This is a genomic window from Lichenihabitans sp. PAMC28606, from assembly GCF_020616535.1.
In the GTDB taxonomy this organism is placed as follows: Bacteria; Pseudomonadota; Alphaproteobacteria; order Rhizobiales; family Beijerinckiaceae; genus Lichenihabitans; species Lichenihabitans psoromatis.
Window position 1 is genome coordinate 3,872,403 of record NZ_CP085136.1, and the last position, 18,178, is coordinate 3,890,580.

Sequence of the window (18,178 nt, forward strand, 5' to 3'; positions counted from 1 at the left end):
ATCTCGTGAGGACATTGCTATGACCGCCCGCCAGACCTCGACTGCCCATGCTCCGGGCCGCGATGAAGAGACAGCGACGCTGTTCTCCCCCATCACCCTTGGCGCCATCGCCCTTCACCATCGTGTCGTCCATGCGCCGACGACCCGGCTGCGCGCCAACTCCGACGACACCCCGAGCGCCATGATGGTCGACTACTACGGTCAGCGCGCGTCGGCGGGCGGCCTGATCATCACCGAAAGCGCGCATCCCTCCTACGATAGCCGCGGTTACGAAGGCGCTCCCGGCATCTATACCGAAGCCCATGTTGCGGGCTGGAAGCGGATCAGCGATGCGGTCCACGGCAAGGGTGGCCTCCTGATCATGCAGATCGCGCACGACGGCCGGCAATCGCACGTCGACCTCAGCCACGGCGCTGCCCCCGTAGCGCCTTCAGTTGTCCCTTTCGAGGGTCAGGCGTTCACGAAGGACGGCTGGGTGCCGGTTTCTCCGCATCGTGCACTGGCGGTCGAGGAGATTACCGGCCTCGTCGAGTCGTTTCGCCGGGCGGCCGAACGGGCGAAGGCCGCCGGTATGGATGGCGTCGAGCTTCACAACGCCAATGGCTATCTCGCCGATACCTTTCTTCAGGACGGTACCAACAAGCGCACCGATCGATACGGCGGCTCAATCGAGAACCGCATGCGCTTCTCGACAGAACTCGTCGAGGCGCTGGTCTCGGTCTGGGGACCGGGGCGGGTCGGTGTGCGCGTCTCACCGAGCGGGCAGTGGGGCTCCATTTCCGACAGCGACCCCGAGGCGACCTTCGGCGCCTTCGCCGAGCGGCTGAACCGCTACCCGCTGGCCTACCTCCACGTCATCGAACCGCGCGTGAAGGGCGTGGAGACGATCGGCGAGGGTCACGATCCCGTGGCATCCACCTTCCTGCGCCGGATTTACACGGGGCCGATCATCGCCGCCGGCGGTTTCGACCGCCGAGGTGCGGATGCGATCCTGAAGCGCGGCGACGCAGACCTCGTCGCCTTCGGCCGGTTCTTCACCTCGAATCCCGACCTCCCCGAGCGCCTGCGACGAAACCTGCCGCTGACGCCCTACCACCGCGAGGCGTTCTGGGGCGGCACGGAGCGCTGGTACAGCGACTTTGAGCCTCATCAAGCACCTTCGACTACCCGCTGAGCGACCCATCCGGCAGCGTTTTACCTTTCAGGAGATTTTTATGTCCAAGCTCTTTTCGCCCGTCCAGATCGGCGCCGTCGCTTTGGGGCACCGCGTCGTCATGGCCCCACTCACGCGGTCACGCGCCGTCCAGCCGGGCGGCGTGCCCGGCGCTCTCATGCGGACCTATTACGACCAGCGCGCGTCGGAAGGCGGCCTGATCATCGGCGAGGCCACGTCGATCTCGCCCTCGGCGCGCGGCTGGTACGGCGCGCCAGGGCTGTATTCCGACGCGCAGGTTGATGGATGGAAGGCGATCACCGATACCGTCCACGCCAAGGGCGGCAAGATGTTCGCCCAGCTCTGGCACACCGGGCGATCGTCGCATGTCGACGTTACCGAAGGTGCCCAGCCCGTTTCCGCTTCCGTCGACCCCACCTATTGGCAGGACACGACCTTTTACGCCGCCTCGACCCCGAATGGCTGGCTCGCACCATCACCGCATCGCGCCCTGGAGACTGGCGAGATCGCCGGCATCGTGGCGGACTATCGCCACGCCTCTGAGCGGGCCAAGGCCGCGGGTTTCGACGGCGTCGAATTGCACGGCGCGAACGGCTACCTCATCGATGAGTTCCTGCAGGACGGCAGTAACAAACGGACCGATGCCTACGGGGGCTCGATCGAGAACCGTGCCCGCCTGCTGCTGGAGGTGGTGGGCGCCATGGCCTCGGTCTTCGGCGGCGATCGTACCGCCGTGCGGATCGGGCCTAACGGGCGCTGGAACGGCATGGGCGACAGCAATCCACGCGCCCTGTTCGACCACGTCGCCCGGGAGCTGAATGGCTTCGGTCTCGCCTATCTCCACATCATCGAGCCGCGCGTGAGGGGCAACGTCGTCGTCGGCGATGACCAGGCACCGGTCGCGGCCGAGCATCTTCGCACGGTCTTCAAGGGTCGGATCATGGCGGCCGGCGGTTTCGAGCCCGAGACCGCGGAAGCCATCGTCGAGAAAGGGGATGCCGATCTCGTGGCCTTCGGCCGCCACTTCGTCTCCAATCCGGACCTGCCGGACCGTATCCGCAAAGGGTTGCCGCTCAGCCCCTACGATCGCGATACATTTTACACCTTCGGGGCCCCCGGCTACACCGACTATGCCCGCTACGGTGCCACCGCCTGAGCAGGTGGGCGTCCTCACGACCGTGCTCCGCTTCGCCAAGAGCTGCCCGGGACCGATGGCGTCCATTCGCAAGATCACGGTGACGGCGCCATTGGAGACGCAATGGATCGGCTCGGCCCCTTGAATGCCTTCGTGCAGGCCGCAGAAACCCGAAGCTTCACGGCGGCCGGCCGTATGCTCGGTATCTCGGCCTCGGCGGTCGGCAAAGCCATCGCCCGGTTGGAAGAGCGGCTCGGCGCGCCGCTCTTCCACCGCAGCACGCGCACCATGACGTTGACGCCGGAGGGCGCCCGCTTCCTGAAACGCTGCCAGACCATCTTCGCCGAGATCGAGGCGGCGGAGTTGGAGATTGCCGAATCGACCGCACCCCAGGGCATGCTTCGCGTCAGCCTGCCTCTGATCGGCATGCTGATGACGCCCGCGCTCGCCGCCTTCGCCGAAGCCTATCCGGAAATCCAATTGGAACTCGACTTCACGGACCGACTTGTCGACGTCATCGAGGAAGGCTTCGATGTCGTGATGCGCACCGGCAAGGTCAGCGACTCTAACCTCAAGACGCGCGTGCTGGGCAATTACGGCTACGTGATTGTGGGCTCCCCGGCCTATCTGTCGAGATGCGGGGTGCCGCGCGGACCCGAGGACCTCGCCGGGCACGCCTGCCTGTTCCATCGCTGGACCGCGACAGGGAAGCTGGAACGATGGGTCTTAAGCCGCGACGGCGCGGATCTCGACTTCCGGCCGCCGGCCTCGGCCGTCGCCAATACGATGGAGCCGCTGATCGGGCTGGCCGAGCGAGGGCTGGGCCTGGTCTACACGCCGACCTTCACGGTTCGCCGGCAACTCGCCGACGGCACGCTCCGCTCCGTGCTCGACGGCTTCCTGCGCCAATCCGGCACGCTTCAGGTTCTCTGGCCGCCGAGCCGTCACGGATCGCCCAAGATCAAGGCCTTCATCGACGTCATGGCGCGCACGATGCTGGCCGAGCAGGCCTAGGGTCGGAACAAGCGATCCCGGCGACGAAGGGGACGGCCACCCAACGTCGAAACGCAACAGTCGACCGGGTCTCGGTCGCTTGCTGTTGCAGCAGCTCTCATTGGTTGTGGCTTGCGTCCTCGATGTCGGGGTGTCGGCCAGCCTCCGCCGAAGCTGTCGCGGCCTCAACCTGCCGCCGACCTGATTGTTCAGGCCGCCGTCTCAGCCGCAATCACCCATTTTTCTCCACAAAGGACGACCTCATGCGCATGACCGGCAACACCATCTTCATCACGGGCGGCGGCTCGGGCATCGGCCGCGCCCTCGCAGAGGCTTTCCACAAACGCGGCAACACGGTCATCGTCTCCGGTCGCCGCAAGGAACGGTTACAGGCGGTGCTCGACGCCAACCCTGGCATGGCAGCGATCGAGTTGGACATCACCGATCCCGGCAGCATCGTCAGGGCCGCCGCGACGCTGACCGCAGAGCACCCAGCGCTCAACGTGCTGATCAACAACGCCGGCATCATGCTGCTGGACGAGGCGCGGAACGCCGTGGACGACGAGTTGGTCGTGTCCACGATCACCACCAACCTGATGGGGCCGATCCGCATGACTGGCGCGCTGATCGAGCATCTGAAGGGGAAGGACGGCGCCGTGGTCGCCAACGTGTCGTCGGTGCTCGGCTTCGTGCCGATGGCGAGCACTGCGGTGTATTCGGCCACCAAGGCCGCGATGCACTCCTACTTCCTGTCGCAGCGCTACCTGTTGAAAGGGCACGGCGTGAAGGTCATCGAGATCGCGCCGCCTTGGGTGCGCACCGAGTTGCTCAACAGCTCTGAGGAAGAGCGCGCGATGCCGCTCGACGCCTTCATCTCGGGTGCGATGGAGCAACTGGCGACGGATGCCGATGAGATCCTCGTCGGTCAGGCGCCATACATGCGGGCCAACCCCGGACCGGCGGAGCACACCTTTGTGACCGAGTTCAACGACATGATCGCGGGCGGAGCCGCCTTCGGCTGATAGCTGTGCCGATCGATGCAAATGACCGTTCGACTCAACCTTCAACCAGATCGGCCAGGGCCGCGCCCGCGTCGGGTCGGGTAGCAGATGACGTCGATGCCCATTCCATCGCGAACGCGCGGTCGCCCGCTGATGGCCAATCGGAAGACCGGTTGCCGTGGGGTCGGCGAGGATCGGACCGGCGTCAGCGCGGGACCGCATCAAGTGGTCTCCTGGTTTCATGGTCGCAGGGCCGAGGAGGTCCCCGGCCTCGGTGGAGCGCCGTCAGTCCGCGAGCGCACGCGAGCGATGAGCGCTTCGCGCAAGTGGAATACCTCACCATTCGGGAAGCTCAGCTCGATGTCCCCGTTAGCGAGCATCGACCCTGTGGAGAGACCGTCCTCCACCAGTCAACGTATGTGGTCGCGCTGGAGCGTCGCACTCCGTTGCTGGCTTTCAAATCCGAAGAATCGTGCGGTCTTGGAACGACGCACCACGATGATCCTTGACCGAAGCTGCGAACATGTGTGCCGGCCGGACCTCCACCCGTGCCACCGATCGTCAGGGCGGCCCTTGGTATGACCGGTCACCGGATGACGCCCCGCGAACGTCCGCTCGCATGTCCCGCTCGCTCCTAACGGACTGCCCGCTTTTGGCCAGAATACGCCACAACCTGACCTCGGGACTCGGCCACATTCCGGACGTTGGGCACGCGGCCACCATAACGGTGACTGTCGACCCACCCTGGTCGTTCAGGTTCCACGAAGCGGCGCCGGGAAGCAGACGTTGAGCGAAACATCCCTTACGGCCCAACTTGGCCGAAAGCGAGACGTCTGCACCGAAGCGTAAAATTGCAGGGAAACAGACGCGCCGTTCCGACCCACGCGAACTCTCGGCTAACCCCTTCAGCGGCGCTGGCGCGGACACGCGGCCGAAGTTAGGAATCAGCGCTGACGTGCTGAGCTGAGCGATACTAAACCTTGGGCATCAAGGATTCGACGAACGCCTGCCCGCGAAGAGTCCGGAGAGCGGCCACTGGATTCCAATAGTCCTTGTAGTGGACGATGTAGCCGCCGCGGGTCGTGACTATCGAAACGTAGCGTTGTCCGTATGGTTCTCCGGATGCAGCGCTCCTGCCGTGGCCGCTGAACTCTATGATCACGACTTCGGGATCGCTCGTTTCATGTTTGACGGTATCGGCGAAGTGGCTGAACTCGATGAGCCCGGCAATGCGATCTAGATGCGCCGCAAGGGCAGCGCGACCCTCGACGCGCTGCGGCAAACCGGGAATGGCATAGGGGAATTCTACCACACCATCCTCGGCCAGCATCTCGACATAGGAATGCGCGTTGGGATGCAGGCGCGCACCAAGGACTTCACGGAGGTATGCCGAGTAAATCGGATTGGGGTCGGACATCAGGAGGCCTCGATCGCGGTTGGAAAAGCTGCTGCGTTCTGGCGCGCCACCAAAAAAGCGCGTCGTTAAGCACGGATAGGTGTGGACCGTAGTCCATAGTCAATGGTACTGCCCAGCCATGATGATCTCTGCGTTTTCTCAGGCTAGCGGGCTCCCCGTCGACACGGTCCGCTTCTATGTCCGACAAGGACTGCTCTGCCCAGAAACCGGGACAAAGGGCGGATCACGCCCGTATCAGATGTTTTCCCAAGCAGATATCGACACTGCCCGGGTCATTCGTCTCGCCCAGGCGCTGGGACTCACGCTCAAGCAGATCAGAGCTTTTGTCGAGGATCTCTCACCGAGTGAGCGCGCAACTCCAAGGATATTGAGCTTTCTCGTCGAGCAGCGCGATCGCCTCCACCGCAAGGTCAGCGAACTACAGCGCCTAATAGAATTTCTGGACGCCAAAATTACATGGATCAACAATCCAGAGGACAATACCCCGCCAATCTTTCCGGCGTAGCTGGCGTTTGCACGCCCTGCCGCTCATCCCTGAGCTGTTGAGGCTCCATCCCGAACTCGACGTTGATCTGGTGCTGTCGGACTGTTAATCGGCGCGAGGGTTTTACCCGACTTCGGCTTCCAATATTCACCCATGCGAAACGGCCGGTATCACAGTGTGATCCGTACCTTAATGGTCGGAGCGTGGGGTTCTTGTTCGGAGCCTGTCAGGGGTCAACACCAAGCCGCATCACAGACCGCATCGAATGAAGGTCTGGTTTCGGACACAGCGATTGCCACTCAAACGACCTGAATGGGAGTAGAGCCGTCGAACGTTGCGATCCGAAAGAACGTCCGTTTTCTCGATTTTGCTTCCGGAAAACGGACCGGCAGAAACCCACCCAACCCCGACGGAGCAGCGGCGGCCGGACCGCGCTTCCGGGTCGCGCCAGAAGCTGACAACGGCCTACTGCCCACAAGCGGACCTTTGTCACCGGCCCGGGCTTCCGGCCGTTGTCGACGCATTGCAGAAATCCGCAACTTCCGAACCGGGGCCCGAGCCAATTTTCGAGAGCTCTACCGGTCTGGGGCAACACCGAATATTTATGCCGCGATCTCAGTAGAGGCAGCCGCCGCCCCGACGAGCTCGAGCAGATCGTTATGGATGGCAGGCCAGGCCTGATCCAGATTGACGGTGCCCACCCGGATGCGATGCCGCGGAAGCTGGTAGTCGAGACGTAACGGCAGTCCGCTCACCTGCGGGAATAGCAGCAGCCCTTCAATGGGAACCGCGCTCTCGCTGTGCTCCAGATAGGCCTGCATCTGATAGAGCAGCCCCGATCGCAGCTTCGTTTGGTCGCTGAACCGACCCGCTATGAAGGTTTGCTTATAGTATTTGGCATCGATGACGATAGTGCGCTCATCGAGCGTAAAGTCATGTCGGTCAGCATGTCAGGCAAGTAGGCGAGATCGACGTCCGTCGCTGCTTTTGCTGGCCAATTGAGCCGCTCACCCTTGACCTTGAACGTCCCCTTGACCTCTTCGCGGTAGAAATTGCGCAAGAAGGTCTCGAACACCGCCGACATCCGGGTCTCGTCGTCGAGGATGTCGCTGAATTGTCGGCCTGCACCCCGTCGGTCAGGGAGCGCAATCATGAGGGCGCAGCCAAGCTCCGTTTCCAAATCGCGCATCTGCCGGCTGATAGACGGCTGGGCGGTGTGCAACCTCTTCTCGGCCGCGATCGTAAAGATGCCCTCTTCAGCGATGGCCACGATATCCATCAACTACAAGCCACCGGCTCCGGAGGTATTCGTGCCCGCCTTCGCCGCATGGCCGGCTGCGAAACCGCGACCATCTCCGCCGGCCATGCTCAGGGTGGCGCCCAGACCGACCCTGAACTAACATTCCGCCCGGACCACCGGATGGGGGCCGATCACTTACGAAGTGATGCGAGCGAAAGAGCGTCCTCTATACGGGATGCCCTACTGAGAAACGGCGCGCCTCCAATAAGACGGGCATCAATTTATGACCCTCATCCGACAGCCGATATTCAACACGCAGCGGCTTTTCGTCGAAGTCGATCCTCTCAATAATACGGTCAGTTTCCAACTCTCGCAGATGTTGCGTGAGCATCTTCTGCGATATGCCCGGCATGTCACGGATCAGTTGCGAAGATCTCATGGTGGGATCTGCAAATAGGCGGAAGAGGATAGGGAGCTTCCAGCGACCTTGAACCATTCTGATCACCCGGATCACATGCTCGGCCGTGCCATCTGGCCCGAGACAGACCTCCCGATGCTCAGCGGTGACAGGCACTTTAAAGTGCGTACTTGTCTCACCCGACGTCACGATCGACCTTGCTCCTTATTTGCGGTGAAGAGTGAGCGTTGAACGATGGATCTGCAACTTGGCGACAAGACAGCTTTTATAACCGGCAGTAGCAAGGGGATTGGCGAGGCGATAGCCATGGCCTTGGCGCGCGAGGGGGCTCATGTCGTTGTTCATGGTCGAGACGACGTTGAAGCTCAACGCGTTGTAAGCGCCATCCTCGCGGTCGGAGGCCGCGCCCATGCCGTGCTGGGCGACCTCACCCAAGACGAAGCGGTGGAGCGGTTGATCGCCGAGGCCGAAGATCGCGTCGGCGCCATCAGCATTCTGGTTAATAATGCTGGTGGTTCAGGCCCGAAAAGCGATTGGGAAACGACCGCGGCTGCCGGATGGGCATCGACATATGATCGTAACGTCCTCGCTGCGGTGCGCGTGAGCACACGCCTTCTTCCCGGAATGAGGCAAGCTGGCTGGGGCCGCGTGATCAATATTTCGAGTGGAGCGGCAACGATGCCTCCAGCAACGGGGCCCGATTACTCCGCCGCGAAAGCGGCGATGAACGCCCTGACCGCTTCTATGGCAAAAGCCGTCGCGGCCGAAGGCATTACCGTCAACGCCATCTCTCCCGGGACAATCAAAAGCGCCAAGCTTGAAAACGGTTTCCGTACCGTAGCAGCGGCGCGCGGCATCGCGTCGGAAGATGCCCCTTGGGAAGAGATACAGCGCGGGGTCCTGAAACTGTTCGCCCACGTTCCGGTCGGCCGGGTTGGAGAACTGGCCGAACTTGCGGATGCTGCCGCATTCCTCGCGAGTCCGCTTGCTGGATATGTCACCGGCATCAATCTTCACGTCGATGGTGGTTTCTTGTCCATCCCCTGAATCGCCGATAACCTCGCGGTCAAGATGCTCAGGCAGGCACGAGCCCATCATCGGCCTCAGAGCAATGAAACGGCGCATAAACGAATAAAGCCCCGGCTGGCGTGTTCACGATCGAAGCACCAGCCAGGATCACTCCTATTTCAGTCTCCCGCCAGTTACAGACCGCATTGGTCGCCGCCTCTCCGCGATTGTCACCGCCGACAACGCCGTGGGCGAGCCTGCTCATCCACGGTGCGATAGCCCTTCTTTGGCTGCTTCTGTTCGCTCGGGCCTTCGTCCTCGATGGGCTGTTCGCTTGGTCGATCGGCATCGTCTACGTGGCGTACGATACGGCTTTGCTGGCGTTCGTCTTTTGGCAAACTCGAGGGCTGGCGGGGCGACTTCCTCTCTCGCAGGAGAAGAGGGCCCGAGTGTCGCTCGGCGTGCTGGTGGCGGCGCATAACGAGGCGGCCGTCCTTCCGATGACGCTCGATGCGTTGTTCGCACAATCCGAACCACCTGAACTCATCGTCATCGCTGACGACGGCTCGTCGGATCGAACGGCCATGCTGCTCAAGTCGACGTTCGGTCTCCTTCAGCCGGAGTTCGGGTCGCTCAGTGCGCCCAGCGTGATGCATCCGACCCTTCGCTGGCTGCGCCTGCCTCATAGTGGAAAGCCAATGACGCTCAATGCCGCCATCCTCCTGGCGGACACCACCCTGGTGCTGACCGTCGATGCAGATACGCTGCTGGAGCCGAATGCCATCGCGGCCATGCGCCGGGCGTTTGATGGGGATGCCAACCTCGTTGCCGCGACCGGCATTCTGACACCCGTGTGCGGACCGACCCTTGGTGGCCGCATGTTTCAATGGTTCCAGACCTACGAATACATCCGCAATTTCCTGTCGCGTTATGCGTGGATGCAGATGGACAGCCTACTTCTGATCTCTGGCGCGTTCGCCGCTTTTCGCCGAAGCGCGGTGCTGGACGTCGGCGGCTTCGATCCCGCGTGTCTCGTCGAGGATTACGAACTGATCCATCGTCTGCGCCGCCACGCCGTGCTTCACGGGCTCGGATGGACCACAGCCGTGGTCGGCGGCTCGCGCGCCCTGACGGACGCGCCGGGGTCGCTCGGCGCGTTTCTCACCCAGCGACGCCGCTGGTTCGGTGGGTTCCTCCAGACACAATATTGGTATCGCGACATGGTCGGCAACGGCCGTTACGGCTGGCTGGGCTGCCTCATGCTGCCTGTCAAAGCCGCCGATACCTTGCAACCCCTCTACGGCCTAACCGCGTTCGCCTTGCTGGTCTTTTATCTGGCGAGAGGCCGCTTTGCCCTGGTCGACCCCGTGGCTGGTGTGATCGGCGTCAAAATTGTGATCGATCTGGCTTTCCATCTCTGGTCGATCCACCTCTACCGGCGCTGGACGGGCGCATCGACGTCGATCGGCTTCGGTGCTGGACTACTTGCAGCGCTCGTCGAGCCGTTCAGCTTCCAGTTGATCCGTCACCTGGGCGCTGCTTGGGGCTGGGGTGTGTTTCTGACGGGCGGCCAGAGTTGGGGCGTCCAGCGGCGCTTGGGACTGACTGCCGTGCGTCCCGCGCCGAGCAAAGACTGATTTTTCGTTGAGAGCAGCCAACCAAAACGCAGCTGGAGAAAAGCCGTCATGACCGTCATTCAACGCTACACGCGCACCGCCATGGTGTTCCACTGGTTGATCGCCCTTCTTATCGCGGCCAATGTCGCGCTGGTCTGGATCGCTGATTGGCTCCCCGACGACTTGGTTCGTCCGGTAATTGACACGCATAAGTCATTCGGCATCACCATCCTGGGTCTGGCCATCATGCGTCTCCTCTGGCGAGCCACGCATTCGCCGCCGCTGCTGCCAGCCTCCTACCCCGGCTGGGAGCGCTGGGGCGCCCATGCGGCCCATTTCGTGCTGTACGCCCTGATCTTCTGCCTGCCGCTCTCGGGCTGGATGCATGATTCGGCCTGGAAGGCCGCCGGCTCTCATCCGATGTATCTCTATGGGCTCGTGCCCTGGCCCCGCATCGGCTGGCTCACCGCGATTGATCCCGCCAACAAGGACTATTGGCACGATCTGCTCGGCCGGGTGCACACATCCTTCGCCTACGTCCTTTATGCCATGGTCCTGCTGCACGTCGCGGGCGCGCTCAAGCACCAATGGTTCGACAACGAGCCCGAATTGCAGCGCATGTTGCCGGCCCCGATCGATCGGACGGCTGCGGCCGACGCATCGCGACCCGCCGAATGATCGCAGATCCTGCGAGGACCGGAGTGAAACGCCGGCCTGGGGAAACGGGCGAGAGACTTCGGCCACCGCCGCTGCATGTCGCGATCGCCTGGCTCTATGGAACGGCCTGCCACTTGTGCTTCGTGGTCGGCGTCGGCACCATGATGATCACGATGATCTTCGGCATGACGACGGCGTTCGGTCGCGTCCCCATGCCCTGGTCGTGGCTCGCCAACCTCGTTCTGCTGATCCAGTTCCCGCTCATCCATTCGATCCTTCTGTCGACCAGAGGGCGGACGATGTTGCCAAGGCTGGCGCCGCTCGGTCTCGGCAGACACCTCTCCACAACGACTTATGCGCTCATGGCCTCCCTTCAGGTTCTGCTGCTCTTTGCGGGTTGGACGCCGAGCGGAACGGTCTGGTGGCGGGCGAGCGGGGGCCTGTTCTGGACCCTCTGCGGTTGCAACGCCGCGGCGTGGTTGCTTCTCTTGAAGTCGATCGTGGATGCCGGCTTCGCGCTTCAGACCGGTTTGCTGGGGTGGCGCGCCATTGCGCGAGGGACGACCCCGCGCTATCCGCCGATGCCGGTGACTGGCTTGTTTCGGATCTGTCGGCAACCGATCTACGTCGCCTTCGCGTTGACGCTCTGGACGGTGCCGACCTGGACACCGGACCAACTGGTCGTGGCCTTCGTGCTCAGCGCCTATTGCTTGGTCGGCCCCTTGTTCAAGGAAGCGCGCTTCGCCCAAGTCTACGGTGCGCCGTTCGCGCGTTACAAGACAGCCGTTCCGTACTGGGTGCCAGGGCTGAAGCCGGCTCCGCGCCGCTCACCGCCATCCTCCGCACCTGTGACGGGCGGTCAGGCATCCGCCGACCCTACGTAAGCGACCTGATCGACGACATCCTGCGCGGGATCGCGACGCGGCTTTCGCACGAACGCGAGGGCAACGAGGGCCAGTACCGTTAGGATCGCGACGATCGCCCAGGCATCGTCGATGGCTTGGGTCAGAGCAGACCGCTCCACCATGCGCGCGAGCAACGCCTGCGTGGCGGGATCAAGCCGATCGGCGTGGTGCATGAACGTCGGCAAGGGAATGCCGACCGCCTTCGCCACGCCAACATCGCCTGCCCGAAGCCCGGCTTCGATGGTCGAGGCATAAGATCCGACCCTGCCGTAGATCACCGAATCGATCAGCGCGAGGCCGATCGCTCCGCCGAGGTTGCGCATCAGGTTGAACAGCCCGCTCGCGCCGGGCACTCGCTCGGGCGGCAAATGGCCCAACGCAAAGCGCGTGGGAGGCAGGAGACAGAACATGATCGCGGCGCCTCGAAGCACTTGCGGCCAAAATAACGCATCGTAGTCGGAGAACGCGTTCTGGGCGGCGCCAAGGGCCATGCCGGCTCCGAACAGGGTGAAGCCGATGGCGGCCAGGATGCGGCCATCGACCCGCCGCTCGAGAAACACCGCGAGCGGCGCGGTCAAAAGTTGAGCCACGCCTGTCACCAACATGATGCGGCCAACTTCCAGCGGGTCGTGGCCGCGAACGAGCGCCAAAAACACCGGCATTAAATAGGTGCTCCCGAACAGCCCCATTCCGAGTATGAAGCTGAGCCCGCAGCCAATCGCGAAGGATCGATCCTTCAGGGGTCTGAGGTCGACGAGGGGGTGCTCGACCGAGGAGGTGCGGCGCAAGAATACGGCCACGGCGATCACGCTGGCCGACAACGTTCCCAACACCCAGGCCGACGTCCAGCCGTCGGATGGGGCACCTTTGAGCCCGATTTCAAAAGACGCCAGCCCGGCCCCGAGCAGCAGGATCGACGGCCCGTCGAGCGCGCGCAGGCCACGCAGGTCGGGGCGCGCCTTCGGCAGGAACGCAGCCCCGCCGAGGGCGGCGAGGAGCCCCGGGGCGAGATTGATCAAAAAAAGCCAATGCCATGAGGTTGTCGCGGTGATCCAGCCGCCGACCACCGGCCCCACCGTCGGCGCAAGCACCGCCATGACGCCTGCCAGCGTGGTGGCGAGACCCTGATGCCGCGTTGGAAAGAGCAGGAACACGGCGGCGAATACAGCGGGGATCAACGTGCCGCCGGCGAAACCCTGAATCACGCGAAAGACGATGAGGCCAATAAAGCCGTGGCTCGCCGCGCAGCCGAGCGACGCCAGGGTGAACAATGCCACTGCGACGACGAAGAGCCACCGCATGCCCAGGATGCCGGTAAGGGCGCCGGTGAGCGGGATGGCGACGACCTCCGCGGACAGATAGGCGGTCTGGATCCAACTCATCGCCGACGGCGCGATGCCGAGACCAGCCTGCATGGTCGGCAAGGCGGCGGCGACGATCTGCACATCCAGGATCGCCATGAACATGCCGGCGCTCATCGCCGCAAAGCCGATCCAGGTCGCCGCACCCACGCGCTCGACGCGCAGCGACGTCTGAACACAGCCGATCTTGGCCATCAGGGAGAGCCGGCCAGGGCTCGGCTTTCCGCCCGGATGCGCACTACCAGCAGTAGGGCGTTCAGCAGGCTCGAAACCAGCGCGAAGATCGGCAGCCCGAGGGCGAGTGGCAGCGCCGCGACTTCGCCGACCACGACCGCGTAATTGGGGTGTGAGAGCAGCCGATACGGGCCTGATGCCACTAACGGCGCACCCGGGAGCACAATGATGCGGGTCGTCCACCGTCGCCCGAGAGTCATCAACGTCCAGACCCGGAGGGCCTGCAGACACGCGAAGACCGCGAGCCAGCCAAGCGAGACCGGGCGGTCCCACGCCAGGATCCATAATCCGGCAAGCCACGCCGCATGAAACGCGACGATGAAGACGTAGTGACCGGAGGCTGCCTCCCGAGCACCGCGCGCCAGCAAGGCACGGGTGTTGTGGCGGGCTAAACCAAGCTCGACAATCCGCTCGATCGTGACAAAGGCGAGAAGGCCGACGCTCGCCATCTCAAAGGACATCATGATGGACGTCGCAGGGAGACGCAGTTCAAGGAAAAGCCCGGTCCCATGGCGCAAAGGAGCGCGCGACTCGGTAAGCCAGCCTCCAACACGCGCTTCAGCACGAACAGCACGGTGGGCGCGGACATGTTGCCGTGTTCGGCGAGGACGGCGCGCTCATGATCGAGCGACCCGTCTGTCAGATCGAGCGCCCGCTCCAGGGCTGTGATTACCTTCGCGCCGCCGGGGTGACAGACGAACCGGTCGATATCGGACGGCGACAGGCCCATCGAAGCGAGGATGACGGCGACGGCCGGGCCGACTTTGGTCTCAGCAAAGCGCGGGATGGAACGAGAGAAGACCACATCCAAACCATGTTGATCGACGCCCCACCCCATGATGTCCAACGTGTCGGCCCAGAGGTGATCGCCCGATCCTTCGACGATGGCGAGCCCTGCGGCCCGAGGGTCAGGGTCGGCTGTATCGGCGCGCAGAATGCAAGCCGCCGCTCCGTCGCCGAACAGCGCCGTCGCCACGACATTGGCCTTGGTCAGCTTGTCGAGACGAAACGCCAAGGTACAGACTTCGACGACGACGACCAGAACGTGTTTTCCAGGGTGCGCGGCCGCTAGGCTGGAGGCGATGCCCAGGCCAGCCGCGCCGCCGGCGCAGCCCAGACCGAAGATCGGAACGCGCCGTACAGTCGGGCTCAGGCCGAGGCTTGCAAAGGCGTGCGCATCGAGGCTGGGCGTGGCAACCCCCGTTGAGGAGACGGTGACCACCGTGTGGATGTCGCGCGCCGGAACGTCCGCGGCGGCAAGCGCCTTGCGGGCCGCGACAACAAACAGGTCGCGCGCTCCCTCTACATATGCCGCGTTGCGGTCCGCCCACCCATGCGGCTCGGTGAACCATGCGATCGGCTGCGTCGACCAGCGGCTCCGGACGCCGGACGTGTCGAATACCCGAGCAAGCCGCGCGAAGTCCTTGTCGCGGTCCGAAAAAAGCACGCTCGCGGCGGCGGCGACCTCGCCCTGTTCGAGACGATGCGCCGGGCGGGCGGTGTCAAGCGCGAGAAGTCTGACGAGGTTTGACAATCGGTTTCCCTTGAAACACGCAGGTTCATCGGCGGTCCAAACGGCCAACACTTCGGCTGGCAGATTATTCGACACAACGTATGCGAGGGCGGACCACCGAGACATTGAGCTGGACCACGTGGCGAGCCGTCGCTCACATCGGGGGAACCAGCCCATCCTTGCCGACCGTGACCCGTTCAGCCGTCAGCGTCCCGTCGCCGCCCTTCTGGGCCTGCAATTGCACATGCGCGCCGGGAACCAGCATGGCTTTGTCGCCGGGTGCGAACATGACCACGGGCGCATCCGGCGGCACGATGATGCTCTTCTCGCCGCCCTTGTAGGTGACCGTCAGCGTCTGGCCGGACGTCAAGGTGACTTCCTGGCCAACCGTGCCGTTGGTCATGGTGCTCTTCGGTCCAAGGTCGAACGCCCGATGCCCCTCACCAGCGCCGCGCATGGCCTCGGGGAAGATGTGGACTTCCTTGGCCACCAGGGTCCCATCGGGCTGCGTCGTGGCGGCGGTGCCGATGAAGCTTCCGGACGTGATGTCGGACAGTTTTGCAGACACCAGGGCCGTCACCGTAGCGTTCGGCGTCAAGGCAATCGCCTCTTCCGCGCCACCGCCGTTCGGCATCACGCGCAAGGTGTTGCCGTCCAGGGTGGTGACCACGCCCCGGATGCGGGTTGCCGTTTGCGCCGCCGCGATAGTGGCACCGAGGGAGAGCGCGGCCACCAGTGCGAGCATCAGTCTTGTCATTGTTCGAGTCCTTGTGGATGGGCATCTCCGGATGCCGAGTGGCCGGTGATTTTGGCGGCGGACGAAAGCGATTTATTGTCGCGAGCGACCCCGAATAAATGTCGTTCCGAGGTGTTTGCGGTCGAACGAGGAACAGGAAACGTTTTGCATGCGCGGTCATCGCCACTCGTCGCGCTCATGCAGTCTGCTCCTAAAGGTCGCTTTAATCGAGGCGTGAGAGTGGGAAAGCGTGACATGCACGTGTCGCAGGATATCGTGAGGGCCGGTTTGCGGGACCACCTGGCTCGCCTCTGGCGCTATGGCCTGGTGCTCAGCGGGCGGCGAGATGTCGCCGAGGACCTCGTCCAATCAACGTGCGCTCGCGCCCTCGAACGGGCCGACCAATTCCAGCCCGATACGCACCTTGACCGCTGGCTGTTCTCGATCCTGCATTCGATATGGCTCAACGAGGTCAGGTCGAGACAGATCCGCCAAGGCGCCGGCTTCGTCGACGCCGAGACGAGTTTGAGCTTCGACGGTGCCGGCCAAATAGAAGCTGGGATCATGGCGGCGCAGGTCCTGCGCGAGGTGCAGGGCCTTCCCGAAGCCCAGCGCAGCGCGGTGTTCCTGGTCTATGTCGAGGGTTTATCCTACCGCGAGGCCGCCGACGTTCTGGTGGTTCCGATCGGAACGATCATGAGCCGACTGGCCGCGGCCCGCCAGACCCTGGGTCGCCGAACCGGCCAGTCCGACAATCGATCAACCCCGGAAATGACCCGCCGATGACGCCGCGAACACCCTCCTTAACGCCTACGGAAGAAGACTTGGTCGCCTACCTCGACGGCGAGCTGTCGCCGTCCGACAGCGTCCGCATGGGCCAGCAGATCGCCGCCGATCGCGACATTTCCAATCGCATCGACGTGCTCATGAGGGGTGGGCGGCCGTTTCAGGACGCTTTCGCGCCCTTGCTGGCGCAGGCGCCGCTCGACAAGCTCGATGTCATGCTGACCGAGGTCGTCGAACGACGGCAGCCAGCCCTGCGGCGGGGTGCGATGGACCGGCGCTTCTGGCCAGCAGCGGTTGCAGCCGGCGTCGTCTTGATGGCGCTTGGTGCCGGCTTGGACCGGCTCGTCGTCTCGCCGTTCGCGATGTCATTCGGCGCGAGCCCCTCGACCCAAGACGAGACCGCTTACTGGCGTCGAGCCGTTACCCAATATCTGTCGCTCTTTACCAGCGAGACGTTGTCGATCATTCCGGATACGGCCGACGCCAAACGCCAAGAACTGGCAAGCCTTGGAAGCCGGCTCGGCCTCGACCTCAATCCGCAGCGGGTCGATTTCCCCAATATGGTACTGAAGCGGGCCGAGATGTTCGACTACGACGGCCGGGCTCTCGCGTTCCTGGCCTATCTCGATCCCAAGAACGGCCCGGTCTCGATCTGCATAATCGCCAGCGGCGGACACGATGCGCCGACTCGCATCGAGCATCGGCGCGGCATGACGGTCGTTTACTGGTCCAAATCCGGTCGCAGCTTCATGTTGATCGGACGAGGCAACCTCGATGATCTGCAGGCCCGGGCAAGTCTGGTGGCCAGCAGGTTCGATGGAATGCCGTCCGATCACGCAACTGATGACGCCGGCTGATGTGGCCGACCTACCATGCATAGAGTCAAGGAATGTTGCACACTACCAAAGCAGCCGTAGATGCAGGACGCAGCAGCCGCCAGGACGGCGGACCATTCAACAAGGTCATAGGGCAGATCGGCCTGGATACCCCCGGATATCCCAGCGACTGTTGAGAGGTAACACGCGAGGCTCACGCAGACGGCCGGCTTAACGAGCGGACCGCCTCTTCTTCCTTACTTTGGAGTTGCCGCCGGCCAGCGCCGGGTACAACCGCGCCCGCTTCGTCCCACTTCCACGCGCATTCGCAAGCCGGACTAAATAGAAGGTAGATGGCGGCATGAGACAGTCTCAGCCGTGCTCGCGCTGACTTAGTGATGACACGAAAAAATCGATCCGAAGGCTTTGAGGCTAAGAGATTGAAATGCTTGGTGCCGCAACCCGGATTCGAACCGAGGACCCCCTCATTACGAATGAGGTGCTCTACCAGCTGAGCTATTGCGGCATACCGAACCGAACGAACCATGTTTCGCCGGTCGCGAGGTCTTACCAGATCATCACGATTTGGCAAGGCTGCATTCCCGGCCACGGCACGAAGCGCGATCGAGACACGCAGCCGATCGGTCTTCAACGGACGAAGGCAACGCGATACTACAATGAGCCT

At 63.4% G+C, this 18,178-nt stretch carries 19 protein-coding genes, 1 tRNA gene and 1 pseudogene; 12 read left to right on the plus strand and 9 right to left on the minus strand.

Annotation, left to right across the window (positions count from 1 at the left end; all coding sequences use genetic code 11):
* The first annotated feature begins 19 nt into the window (after nt 1-19).
* The 4 genes from LGH83_RS18200 to LGH83_RS18215 all read left to right on the plus strand — a co-directional run bounded on the left by LGH83_RS18200 (nt 20) and on the right by LGH83_RS18215 (nt 4,324).
* Nucleotides 20-1,174, plus strand: a complete 1,155-nt coding sequence (locus LGH83_RS18200; RefSeq protein WP_227399841.1) for an alkene reductase — start codon at nt 20-22, stop codon at nt 1,172-1,174.
* Nucleotides 1,175-1,214: 40 nt separating this feature from the next.
* Nucleotides 1,215-2,330, plus strand: a complete 1,116-nt coding sequence (locus LGH83_RS18205) for an alkene reductase (protein ID WP_227399842.1) — start codon at nt 1,215-1,217, stop codon at nt 2,328-2,330.
* Between the two features lie 102 nt (nt 2,331-2,432).
* Nucleotides 2,433-3,323 carry a LysR family transcriptional regulator gene (locus LGH83_RS18210; RefSeq protein ID WP_227399843.1) on the plus strand — a complete coding sequence of 297 codons (891 nt, stop codon included), beginning with the start codon at nt 2,433-2,435 and terminating at the stop codon, nt 3,321-3,323.
* Between the two features lie 242 nt (nt 3,324-3,565).
* The gene (locus LGH83_RS18215) at nt 3,566-4,324 is read left to right on the plus strand and encodes an SDR family oxidoreductase (protein WP_227399844.1); all 759 of its coding nucleotides are present in this window, start codon (nt 3,566-3,568) and stop codon (nt 4,322-4,324) included.
* 952 nt (nt 4,325-5,276) lie between these two features.
* Here LGH83_RS18215 and LGH83_RS18220 read toward each other — a convergent pair.
* The gene (locus LGH83_RS18220; RefSeq protein ID WP_227399845.1) at nt 5,277-5,720 is read right to left on the minus strand and encodes a nuclear transport factor 2 family protein; all 444 of its coding nucleotides are present in this window, start codon (nt 5,718-5,720) and stop codon (nt 5,277-5,279) included.
* 118 nt (nt 5,721-5,838) lie between these two features.
* Between LGH83_RS18220 and LGH83_RS18225 the strand changes: the two genes are divergently transcribed.
* Nucleotides 5,839-6,225 (plus strand): MerR family transcriptional regulator, encoded by a 387-nt coding sequence (locus LGH83_RS18225; RefSeq protein WP_227399846.1) that lies wholly within the window; start codon nt 5,839-5,841, stop codon nt 6,223-6,225.
* A 581-nt stretch (nt 6,226-6,806) separates the two neighbouring features.
* Here LGH83_RS18225 and LGH83_RS18230 read toward each other — a convergent pair.
* Both LGH83_RS18230 and LGH83_RS20180 read right to left on the minus strand, forming a co-directional pair.
* The gene (locus LGH83_RS18230; RefSeq protein ID WP_227399847.1) at nt 6,807-7,025 is read right to left on the minus strand and encodes a hypothetical protein; all 219 of its coding nucleotides are present in this window, start codon (nt 7,023-7,025) and stop codon (nt 6,807-6,809) included.
* A 50-nt stretch (nt 7,026-7,075) separates the two neighbouring features.
* Nucleotides 7,076-7,474, minus strand: a complete 399-nt coding sequence (locus LGH83_RS20180; protein ID WP_413771070.1) for a LysR family transcriptional regulator — start codon at nt 7,472-7,474, stop codon at nt 7,076-7,078.
* A gap of 4 nt (nt 7,475-7,478) precedes the next feature.
* Between LGH83_RS20180 and LGH83_RS18240 the strand changes: the two are divergent.
* Nucleotides 7,479-7,604, plus strand: a pseudogene (locus LGH83_RS18240) (IS3 family transposase); the annotation flags it as partial.
* A 66-nt stretch (nt 7,605-7,670) separates the two neighbouring features.
* Here the strand turns inward: LGH83_RS18240 and LGH83_RS18245 are convergent.
* The gene (locus tag LGH83_RS18245) at nt 7,671-8,051 is read right to left on the minus strand and encodes a winged helix-turn-helix transcriptional regulator (protein WP_227399848.1); all 381 of its coding nucleotides are present in this window, start codon (nt 8,049-8,051) and stop codon (nt 7,671-7,673) included.
* Between the two features lie 45 nt (nt 8,052-8,096).
* On the opposite strand from LGH83_RS18245, the gene LGH83_RS18250 reads away from it, so the two are divergent.
* The 4 genes from LGH83_RS18250 (at nt 8,097) to LGH83_RS18265 (ending at nt 12,027) form a co-directional block, all read left to right on the plus strand.
* On the plus strand, nt 8,097-8,909 hold the full coding sequence (locus tag LGH83_RS18250; RefSeq protein WP_227399849.1) for an SDR family NAD(P)-dependent oxidoreductase: 813 nt from the start codon (nt 8,097-8,099) through the stop codon (nt 8,907-8,909).
* Between the two features lie 188 nt (nt 8,910-9,097).
* On the plus strand, nt 9,098-10,507 hold the full coding sequence (locus LGH83_RS18255; protein WP_227399850.1) for a glycosyltransferase family 2 protein: 1,410 nt from the start codon (nt 9,098-9,100) through the stop codon (nt 10,505-10,507).
* A 48-nt stretch (nt 10,508-10,555) separates the two neighbouring features.
* The gene (locus LGH83_RS18260; RefSeq protein WP_227399851.1) at nt 10,556-11,164 is read left to right on the plus strand and encodes a cytochrome b; all 609 of its coding nucleotides are present in this window, start codon (nt 10,556-10,558) and stop codon (nt 11,162-11,164) included.
* A gap of 23 nt (nt 11,165-11,187) precedes the next feature.
* Nucleotides 11,188-12,027 (plus strand): methyltransferase family protein, encoded by an 840-nt coding sequence (locus LGH83_RS18265; RefSeq protein WP_227399852.1) that lies wholly within the window; start codon nt 11,188-11,190, stop codon nt 12,025-12,027.
* On the opposite strand, the gene LGH83_RS18270 is transcribed toward LGH83_RS18265, so the two are convergent.
* From LGH83_RS18270 to LGH83_RS18285, 4 genes are all read right to left on the minus strand, one after another.
* Complete coding sequence (locus LGH83_RS18270) at nt 12,003-13,604, minus strand: DHA2 family efflux MFS transporter permease subunit (RefSeq protein WP_227399853.1); 1,602 nt, start codon at nt 13,602-13,604, stop codon at nt 12,003-12,005. The two genes, LGH83_RS18265 and LGH83_RS18270, sit on opposite strands and share 25 nt — an antisense overlap.
* Nucleotides 13,604-14,104 carry an isoprenylcysteine carboxyl methyltransferase family protein gene (locus LGH83_RS18275; RefSeq protein ID WP_413771163.1) on the minus strand — a complete coding sequence of 167 codons (501 nt, stop codon included), beginning with the start codon at nt 14,102-14,104 and terminating at the stop codon, nt 13,604-13,606. Before LGH83_RS18275 ends, LGH83_RS18270 begins: the two co-directional genes overlap by 1 nt.
* Nucleotides 14,104-15,177: a type III polyketide synthase gene (locus LGH83_RS18280; RefSeq protein WP_227399855.1), complete on the minus strand. Its 1,074-nt coding sequence runs from the start codon at nt 15,175-15,177 to the stop codon at nt 14,104-14,106. Before LGH83_RS18280 ends, LGH83_RS18275 begins: the two co-directional genes overlap by 1 nt.
* 133 nt (nt 15,178-15,310) lie before the next feature.
* Nucleotides 15,311-15,913, minus strand: coding sequence for a DUF5666 domain-containing protein (locus LGH83_RS18285; protein WP_227399856.1), 603 nt, complete (start codon nt 15,911-15,913; stop codon nt 15,311-15,313).
* 234 nt (nt 15,914-16,147) lie between these two features.
* On the opposite strand from LGH83_RS18285, the gene LGH83_RS18290 reads away from it, so the two are divergent.
* Together LGH83_RS18290 and LGH83_RS18295 are read left to right on the plus strand one after the other, a co-directional pair.
* The gene (locus LGH83_RS18290) at nt 16,148-16,678 is read left to right on the plus strand and encodes an RNA polymerase sigma factor (RefSeq protein WP_227401915.1); all 531 of its coding nucleotides are present in this window, start codon (nt 16,148-16,150) and stop codon (nt 16,676-16,678) included.
* A 38-nt stretch (nt 16,679-16,716) separates the two neighbouring features.
* Complete coding sequence (locus LGH83_RS18295; protein WP_227399857.1) at nt 16,717-17,535, plus strand: anti-sigma factor family protein; 819 nt, start codon at nt 16,717-16,719, stop codon at nt 17,533-17,535.
* Nucleotides 17,536-17,943: 408 nt separating this feature from the next.
* On the opposite strand, the gene LGH83_RS18300 is transcribed toward LGH83_RS18295, so the two are convergent.
* Nucleotides 17,944-18,019 (minus strand) — tRNA-Thr (locus LGH83_RS18300).
* Between the last annotated feature and the right edge of the window lie 159 nt (nt 18,020-18,178).

Excerpts from the sequence above, each read along its gene's own strand:
- LGH83_RS18200 (WP_227399841.1), top strand. The coding sequence starts at position 20 with ATGACCGCCCGCCAGACCTCGACTGCCCATGCTCCGGGCCGCGATGAA.
- LGH83_RS18205 (WP_227399842.1), top strand. The coding sequence starts at position 1,215 with ATGTCCAAGCTCTTTTCGCCCGTCCAGATCGGCGCCGTCGCTTTGGGG.
- LGH83_RS18210 (WP_227399843.1), top strand. The coding sequence starts at position 2,433 with ATGGATCGGCTCGGCCCCTTGAATGCCTTCGTGCAGGCCGCAGAAACC.
- LGH83_RS18215 (WP_227399844.1), top strand. The coding sequence starts at position 3,566 with ATGCGCATGACCGGCAACACCATCTTCATCACGGGCGGCGGCTCGGGC.
- LGH83_RS18220 (WP_227399845.1), bottom strand. The coding sequence starts at position 5,720 with ATGTCCGACCCCAATCCGATTTACTCGGCATACCTCCGTGAAGTCCTT.
- LGH83_RS18225 (WP_227399846.1), top strand. The coding sequence starts at position 5,839 with ATGATGATCTCTGCGTTTTCTCAGGCTAGCGGGCTCCCCGTCGACACG.
- LGH83_RS18230 (WP_227399847.1), bottom strand. The coding sequence starts at position 7,025 with ATGCAGGCCTATCTGGAGCACAGCGAGAGCGCGGTTCCCATTGAAGGG.
- LGH83_RS18250 (WP_227399849.1), top strand. The coding sequence starts at position 8,097 with ATGGATCTGCAACTTGGCGACAAGACAGCTTTTATAACCGGCAGTAGC.
- LGH83_RS18260 (WP_227399851.1), top strand. The coding sequence starts at position 10,556 with ATGACCGTCATTCAACGCTACACGCGCACCGCCATGGTGTTCCACTGG.
- LGH83_RS18270 (WP_227399853.1), bottom strand. The coding sequence starts at position 13,604 with ATGGCCAAGATCGGCTGTGTTCAGACGTCGCTGCGCGTCGAGCGCGTG.
- LGH83_RS18275 (WP_413771163.1), bottom strand. The coding sequence starts at position 14,104 with ATGTCCTTTGAGATGGCGAGCGTCGGCCTTCTCGCCTTTGTCACGATC.
- LGH83_RS18285 (WP_227399856.1), bottom strand. The coding sequence starts at position 15,913 with ATGACAAGACTGATGCTCGCACTGGTGGCCGCGCTCTCCCTCGGTGCC.
- LGH83_RS18290 (WP_227401915.1), top strand. The coding sequence starts at position 16,148 with ATGCACGTGTCGCAGGATATCGTGAGGGCCGGTTTGCGGGACCACCTG.